This is a genomic window from Nonomuraea sp. NPDC001684, assembly GCF_053596515.1.
In genome coordinates this window covers 1-7,391 of record NZ_JBSFGJ010000452.1, presented here as the reverse complement: position 1 = coordinate 7,391, position 7,391 = coordinate 1, and the positions used below count along the sequence as shown (strand labels likewise).

The following is a 7,391-nucleotide window of genomic DNA, read 5'->3' as shown; positions in this document are numbered from 1 at the left end:
GGTTCGACGGCTTCCAGGTGGCCGCGACCGCCGGTCTGGTCTACGCCGCGGCGGCCGTCCTACCGCTGGCCTCCGCCGCCGTGCGCCGGCTCCCGCACGCCCAGGACGACCGTGCCCGTAGCGGCCCATAGGACACGGCCGTCCGGGATCGCACCCGGCTGCGATCATCGGAACATGACGATCGCCGCGATCTACGCTGAATTCGCCGCGCGCGAGGCGTACGGTGTGTCGCCCACGTACGAACGCCTGGCCTCCGCGGTGGCGCGGGATCCCGGCCTCCTGGACCTGCTCGCCGGGCTTCCTCCGGCCAAACGGCAGCCCAACCTGCTGTTCGGCGTGGTCCGGCTGCTCGGCGGGCCGGTCGCGGATCCGGCCGCGTTCCACGAGTACACGGTGGCGAACTGGCCCGCGATCGAGGCGGAGATGCGCACCCGAACCACCCAGACGAACGAGGCCGGACGGTGTGCCGTCCTGCTGCCGGTGCTCAACGCGCTCCCGCAGCCGCTCGCGCTGCTGGAGGTGGGCGCGTCCGCCGGGCTGTGCCTCTACCCCGACCGGTACGGCTACCGCTACGGCGATCACCTGGTCGGCTCCGGCGACCCGGTCCTCGCCTGCACGGCCGCCGGCCTGGCGCCGCCGACCAGCCTGCCCCAGGTGGTGTGGCGGGCCGGCCTGGACCTGAACCCGCTCGACGTGACCGACCCGGCGGATCTGGCCTGGCTCGACGCGCTCATCTGGCCCGAGCACACGCACCGCCGGGCCCGGCTGCGGGCGGCGGCGGCCGTCGTCGCAGCCGACCCGCCGCTGCTCGTACGGGGCGACCTGGTGGACGACCTGCCGGCCCTGGCCGCGCAGTCCCCGCCCGACGCGACGCTGGTGGTGTTCCACAGCTCGGTGCTGTACCTCGTGCCGACGCCGCGACGGACGGCGTTCGCCGAGGCGGTACGCGAGCTCCCCGCACACTGGATCGCGAACGAGACCCCCGACGTGCTGCCCTACGACACGCTCCCGACGCCGCCGGGCGAGGCGAACCACCACGTGCTCGCGCTGGACGGGCAGCCGCTCGCCTGGGCCCGATCGCACGGTCAGGAGATCATCTGGTTCGCGTGACGCGAGGAGACGGCCCAGGCGCGGGTCACCGTGCGGAGAGCCGCGGGTCTGGTCTGGGCAGCAGGCAGCCCCGGCGCTCCAGGTCGAGCTGGTTCCCCGCGCTGACGCAGGTGGCGAGCCAGTACGTCTGCGTTCCGTAGGCGGTGCCCTTGCGCACGCTGATGACGCCGTCGCGGTTCATCTCGCACGGGTTGTCCAGCGTGCACCGGCCGCCGTCGTGGTTGCTGGTGTTGTTGATGCCGACGACCTGGCCGCTCCTGGCGTCGACGACCGGGGATCCCGAGGTGCCGGGGCCGGTGTCGCACCGCGGCGTGTAACGGATGACGTCCTTGGTCACGTTGCCCACCTCCAGCACCCGGTGGACCAGCGTGTCGATCTCGCACGAGAAGACCTTCTTCATGCTTCCGGAGAGCACCCGGATGTCCGTGCCCGGTGCGGGACGCTCCGCCGACACCGTGAGCGGCCGGACGCGGTAGGCCCGCTCCAACTGCCGGTAGGTCAGGTCCAGCCGGTACAGCGCGACGTCGGTGCCGGTCAAGGTCACATAGACCGCTCTGGCCACGTGCAGGGTGGCCACCGGCTCACCGGCGCCGTCGAGCAGGTCGACCACGCGGTGGGACGGCTGGTCCACCAGGACCTCGTCCGGCACCGGCCACGTGCCCTCGTAGCAGTGACCGTTGGTCAGGACGAAGGCCCGGTCGTCGGCCGCGCTGGCCGGCATCCGCACCAGCGATCCCGAGCAGCCGTCCACATTGACGGTGCCCGCCAGGTCTGTGGTCGCCGCCCGCGCGGGAAAGGCCGGCAGGCCGAGGCCGAGGACGGCGGCAGCCAGTGCCGCGCCGATTCGCCGAAACACACGCATCTCATGTCCGTTCATGGGAGGGGCTGCGGTCAGCGCGTACCGGGGCAGGTGCCCGCGGCGGTACGGCCGGTGCGGAAGAAATCGATCACCTTCGCGGCGCAGGGCAGCCGGCGCAGCGAGGCGTGCGCGTCGTCCTGGACCGTCAGCAACGTCCCGCCGGCGGCTTTCGCCGTGTCCACCGCCCAGGCGTACGGCGTGACGTCTTCGTCGGTGTGGCCGGACAGCTGCAGGGGACTGGTTCCCCTGACCGGCTTCCACGGCCGTGCGGGCCACGGCCATCCCCCGCACCAGCCGCTGCGCTCGAAATAGCCGCCGGTCGCGGGGAAGGCGGCTCTCCGAGCCTGCGCGGCCGCCCACATCTGCTCGAAATCGCGGCCGCCGACACCCTCGTTGCAGAAGATCGCCTGGTACTGGATCAGGTTCAGGCCCAGCGGGTTCTCGTCGAACCCGAACACCTTCGCCGACTCCGGGGCTGGACGCGCCGACAGCGGGACGCCGCCTTCGCGGACGGTGGCGAGATCCCTGGCGGCGGAGATCCAGTATCCCGGCCCTCCGCCGAGCTGCTGCCTGACCCACTCGCCGTCGAGCACCGTGTTCGCGTCCACCTCACGGGGTTTGCGGCGGAGCTCGTCACGCAACGCGAAGATGTTCTCGCGGACCTTGGCGTCGGTCGTCCCGAAGTGGAACTCGCCGTCGTGCCGTGCCAGCCATGGAACGAAGGCGTTGAAGCGCTTCTCGGAGAGCGCGTCCGTCGTGGCGTCCATGGCGGCGAGGTCGATGACGGGAGGCATCACCGAATCCAGCCACATCGCGTTCACCCGGTTGTCGAACAGCGACCGGTAGTTCACGCCCACCGCGGTGCCGTAGGACACCCCGTAGAAATTGATCTTCGATTCGCCGAGGGCCGCGCGGATCGCGTCCACGTCACGCGCGATGTTCGTGGTGGTCAATTGCTGGACGAAGGCGGGATCCTTGGCGGCGCACCGCTTGTTGTACGCGGCGGTCTCGGTGAATCCGGCCTTCGCCGCCTCCTTGGGGGAGATGCTGGACGACTCCTGGCCCTTGGCGGACGCGGCGGGCGACGGCTCCTCCGCGTCGCACTTGATCTTGTCGCTGTAGCCCACGCCCCTGGGATCGAACCCGATCAGGTCGTGGTCGACGGCCAGCGGGCCGAGCCTGCCGGCGGCGTACGTCGCCGGCGCGTCGATGTTGCTGATGCCGGGACCACCGGGACTGATGACCAGCACGCCACGGCGCTTACTCGGATCGGCGGCCTTGATCCGGCTCACGGCGATCTTGATCTTGCGGCCCTGCGGGTTCGCGTGGTCCAGGGGGACCGTCAGCGTGGAGCATTCGGTCCTGGTGTCGTTCTCGACGGGCCAGTCCTTGGCCGTCTTGGCGCATTCACGCCACGTCAGAGGCTCTTCGTCGGTGCGGGCGTCGGCCGTGCCGGCGGCTGCGAAGCTCGCCAGGCCGACCAGGCACGCGACCGCCACGCGCGCCGGACGAGTGCCTGGTGAAACACGGGTGCTGAACATGGTCGCATCTTTCGACGGTCCTGCCCGCACACCTCCAAGCGCGCGGGGCACGCCGTCAGGCGTACGTCGTCCACCTTCGGGGGCAAAGGTTCCCACACCGTCGCACCCTCGTATCGGCGACCGCGCGGCCGTGTATCCGTCGCGTATCCGCGCAGCAGCCGCCCCCACCACGAGCTGGCACGGCACCCGCGCCCTTCTTAAGCAACTCTGGTTGACTAAGCTCCGAATAGTCAACTAAGGTTGCTTGCATGCCGGAAAACGTGCCTCGGAAGCCCGCCGACGCGCTCGTCGAGACCGATCCGACGGACCGCGTCGAGGAGACGTCCACGCGCGAAAGCCGGTAGCCGGCACCCCTGACCCCCACGCTCCGGCCCCGGTGCGGGCCGCGATGCGCCATGCCCTCGCACCGGCAGTCGCCCCGGCACGAGGTCATCCGATCACGAAGAGAGGTCATCTCATGACAAGGAGCACCGATGTCGTGCTCGACGTCGACGGCCTGCGCATGCGCTACGGCTCGACCGACGTCCTGCACGACGTCACGTTCCAGGCCCGCCACGGCGAGGTCCTGGCCCTGCTGGGGCCGAACGGCGCGGGCAAGACCACCACGATCGAGATCCTGGAGGGCTTCCGCGTCCGGTCGCAGGGCCGGGTCTCCGTGCTCGGCGCCGACCCCTCGCACGGCGACGAGTCGTGGCGGGCCAGGCTCGGGATCGTGCTGCAGTCCTGGCGCGACCACGGCAACTGGCCGGTACGCGAACTCCTCGCCCACCTCGGCGCCTACTACGCCCCCTACGCCACCCCCGCCATCCCGCGCCCCTGGGACCCCGACGAGTTGATCGCGAGGGTCGGCCTCGTCGAGCACGCCGGCAAGAAGCTCAAGACGCTGTCGGGCGGCCAGCGGCGCAGGCTCGACGTGGCGATCGGGCTCGTGGGGCGCCCGGAGCTGTTGTTCCTCGACGAGCCGACCACCGGTTTCGACCCGCAGGCCAGGTCCGACTTCCACGATCTCGTACGCGACCTGGCCGACGCCCGCGAGACCACCGTCCTGCTCACCACCCACGACTTGGACGAGGCCGAGAAGCTGGCCGACCGCATCCTCGTGCTGAACGGCGGCCGGATCGTCGCCGACGGCACCGCCGCCGGGCTGGCACGGCGGATCGCCGGCGAGGACGAGGTGCGCTGGGTGCGCGACGGACGGCGGTACGTCGAGCGGACGCCCGACTCGACCGCGTTCGCCCGCGAGCTGTTCGCCCGTCACGGCGACGACGTCCAGGAGCTGGAGATCGTCCGGGCCTCGCTGGAGCAGACGTACCTGGCGCTGGTGCGCGAGGCCGAGGGAGCGGCCCGATGAACGCGACCGTACTGCGCGCGGGCTGGTCCCGGGGACTGATCGAGCTGCGGCAGTCGTTCACCAACGGCGCCGAGCTGTTCTCCCACTTCCTGTGGCCCGCCCTGATGGTGGCCACGCTGTTCTTCATCCGGGACCTGTCCGTCGGCGCCCTCCTTCTCGGCGCCCTGGCCTTGCCCGGCATCCTCGGCATGAACGCCGCGACCGGCCTGATCAGCATGAGCCAGCAGCTCACCGCCGACCGCGAGGACGGCACGCTGCTGCGGGCCAAGGCGACCCCGCACGGCATGCCCGCATACCTGATCGGCAAGGTGATCTCGGTGTCCGGAGGTCTGCTGGCCGACCTGGCGATCTTCCTCGTGCCCGCCGTGCTGCTCGTCGAGGGCCTGCGGATCAGCCCGGGCTCCTGGCCCGCACTGGCCTGGGTGCTGGCGCTCGGCCTGGTCGCGACCCTGCCCATCGGCGCCGTCCTCGGCTCGGTGTTCGCCACCGCACGCGCCCAAGGGCTGGTCCAGCTGCCGTTCCTGGGCCTGATCGGGATCTCCGGCATCTTCTACCCGATCACCGCGCTGCCCGAGTGGCTGCAGTGGATCGCCCAGGTCTTCCCCCTCTACTGGATGGGGCTCGGAATGCGCTCGGCCCTGCTGCCGGACGCGGCGGTCGCCGTCGAGATCGGCGCGTCCTGGCGACACCTGGAGACCGCCGGAGTGCTGGGCGCCTGGGCGGTGCTCGGCCTGCTCGTGGCGCCGGTCGTGCTGCGGCGGATGGCACGCGGCGAGTCGGGCTCCACGGTGGCGGCACGCCGTGAGCGTGCCCTGCGACGGGTCGGGTGAATGCCGTGACCGTCACGACGGTGCCCGGCCGATACCTGACGCCGGATCAGGTGGCGGGCCATCAGGACAGATCGGCCCAAGGAGTGGGTGGGGCTGACGCGAAGAAGCGCAGCAAACTGAGGAGTCGGCTGGCCGGAGGCGCGGTCCAGTGGCGTTCGCCCGGGCGCGGCACGGGATCTTTCAGGCGTCCCAGCGCCCAGGTGAGGTGGAACCACAGCACGCGAGCCTCCCAGGTCGGCGGGCTCGTGGGGATGCCGGTTTCCTGCCGATAGCCGGCGAGCATGGCCGGGATGGAGGTGAGGGGCACCTTGGCGAAGTCGGCGGCGGGGTCGGCCCATTCGGCGTCGCCCCAGTCCACGATCCCGTTGAGCCGGGCCGTCTCCGGGGAGATGAGCAGGTTCTGGGGAGCGATGTCGCCGTGGATCAGGACCGGAGGCGGGCTCGCGGGGAGATGCGGTGAGAGCCGGTCGAACCATCCGGTGAGCCAGCGGGCGGTCTCGGCGTCGAGCCAGCCGTCCTTGAGAAGGCGGTCGGTGAGTGCCCAGGGGTCCGCGTTGCCGTCGTCCGTGGGGACGCCGGCAAGGGCGGGGGCGGTGTCCGGAGTGAGCCGATGGAGTTTGCCCAGCTCCCGCCCGACTTGCCGGTAGAGATGTTCGGTGTCCGCGTGGGGCAGGTCAAGGCCTGCGAGATCCGTTCCGCGCGTCCGGGTGAGCACCATGTAGGGGACGTCCACCACCGAGCAGGTGTCGTCGAAGGCGACGATCTCCGGGGTGCGTACGCCGGCGCGCCGGGCGTACGGGATGACCGCGGCCTCCTTGACCAGGTCCGGAAGGAACTGCTCGGTCCGCGGGATGCGCAGGACCAGGTCGTCGCCGAGCAGGAGGACATGGTTGGCCACCCCTTGCGGGAGAGGCCGTACGCGCTCGGCGGTGGTCCCGAACAGGCCGGCGATGGCGGCCAGGGTCGCGTCACTCGTCTCGTATCCCGACATGATCGATCATGCTGGCACGCACGGCCAGAAGCTGCGAACGAGGCGTTCCGCGTCTGGGGGCTCGGCCACGACGGCCGCGTTCATCGGCTCGCCCCGCGCAGGCCGAGAACGCGTAGGGCGTTCTCCTTGTAGATGAGTGGCTTGACCTCGTCCTTGACGTCCAGGGCGGCGAAATCGGCCATCCAGCGGTCGGGGGTGAGGACAGGGTAGTCGGAGCCGAACAGGACCTTGTGCCGCAAGGGCCCGGCGGCCTGGCGGACGAGCTGCGGCGGGAAGTACTTCGGTGACCAGCCGGACAGGTCGAGGTAGACGTTGGACTTGTGGCCGGCGATGGACAGGGAGGCGTCGACCCAGGGCACGGACGGGTGCGCGAGGATCATGGTGAGCCCGGGGAAGTCGGCGGCGACGTCGTCGAGCAGCATCGGGTCGGAGTGGCGCAGCTTGATGCCGCGCCCGCCGGGCAGGCCGGCGCCGATGCCGGTCTGGCCGGTGTGGAACAGCGCGACGCTGCCCAGCTCCTCCAGCGCCCGCCAGAGCGGATAGTGGGCAGGGTCGTTGGGGGTGAAGCCCTGCAGGCTCGGGTGGAACTTGAAGCCGAGCACGCCGAAGTCCCGCACGAGCCGGCGGGCCTGGGCGATGGCGGCCGGGCCGCGGCGCGGGTCCACGGAGCCGAAGGGGATGAGGACGTCGGCGTGTTCGGCCGCCTGAC

At 71.1% G+C, this 7,391-nt stretch carries 7 protein-coding genes; 3 read left to right on the top strand and 4 right to left on the bottom strand.

Annotation, left to right across the window (positions count from 1 at the left end; translation table 11 throughout):
- The first annotated feature begins 174 nt into the window (after positions 1-174).
- The gene (locus ACWCSD_RS43480) at positions 175-1,110 is read left to right on the top strand and encodes a DUF2332 domain-containing protein (protein ID WP_449924005.1); all 936 of its coding nucleotides are present in this window, start codon (positions 175-177) and stop codon (positions 1,108-1,110) included.
- A 25-nt stretch (positions 1,111-1,135) separates the two neighbouring features.
- On the opposite strand, the gene ACWCSD_RS43475 is transcribed toward ACWCSD_RS43480, so the two are convergent.
- On the bottom strand, positions 1,136-1,972 hold the full coding sequence (locus ACWCSD_RS43475) for a S1 family peptidase (RefSeq protein WP_449924002.1): 837 nt from the start codon (positions 1,970-1,972) through the stop codon (positions 1,136-1,138).
- Between the two features lie 29 nt (positions 1,973-2,001).
- Complete coding sequence (locus ACWCSD_RS43470) at positions 2,002-3,681, bottom strand: alpha/beta fold hydrolase (RefSeq protein WP_449923999.1); 1,680 nt, start codon at positions 3,679-3,681, stop codon at positions 2,002-2,004.
- Positions 3,682-3,967: 286 nt separating this feature from the next.
- Between ACWCSD_RS43470 and ACWCSD_RS43465 the strand changes: the two genes are divergently transcribed.
- On the top strand, positions 3,968-4,861 hold the full coding sequence (locus ACWCSD_RS43465) for an ABC transporter ATP-binding protein (protein WP_449923996.1): 894 nt from the start codon (positions 3,968-3,970) through the stop codon (positions 4,859-4,861).
- Positions 4,858-5,691, top strand: a complete 834-nt coding sequence (locus ACWCSD_RS43460) for an ABC transporter permease (protein WP_449923993.1) — start codon at positions 4,858-4,860, stop codon at positions 5,689-5,691. The genes ACWCSD_RS43465 and ACWCSD_RS43460 overlap by 4 nt, the downstream gene beginning before the upstream one ends.
- Positions 5,692-5,752: 61 nt before the next feature.
- Here the strand turns inward: ACWCSD_RS43460 and ACWCSD_RS43455 are convergent, their stop codons facing one another.
- Both ACWCSD_RS43455 and ACWCSD_RS43450 read right to left on the bottom strand, forming a co-directional pair.
- Positions 5,753-6,682 carry a phosphotransferase family protein gene (locus ACWCSD_RS43455; protein ID WP_449923990.1) on the bottom strand — a complete coding sequence of 310 codons (930 nt, stop codon included), beginning with the start codon at positions 6,680-6,682 and terminating at the stop codon, positions 5,753-5,755.
- Positions 6,683-6,762: 80 nt separating this feature from the next.
- The coding region (locus ACWCSD_RS43450; RefSeq protein ID WP_449923987.1) for an amidohydrolase family protein at positions 6,763-7,391 on the bottom strand (629 nt) is incomplete at its 5' end.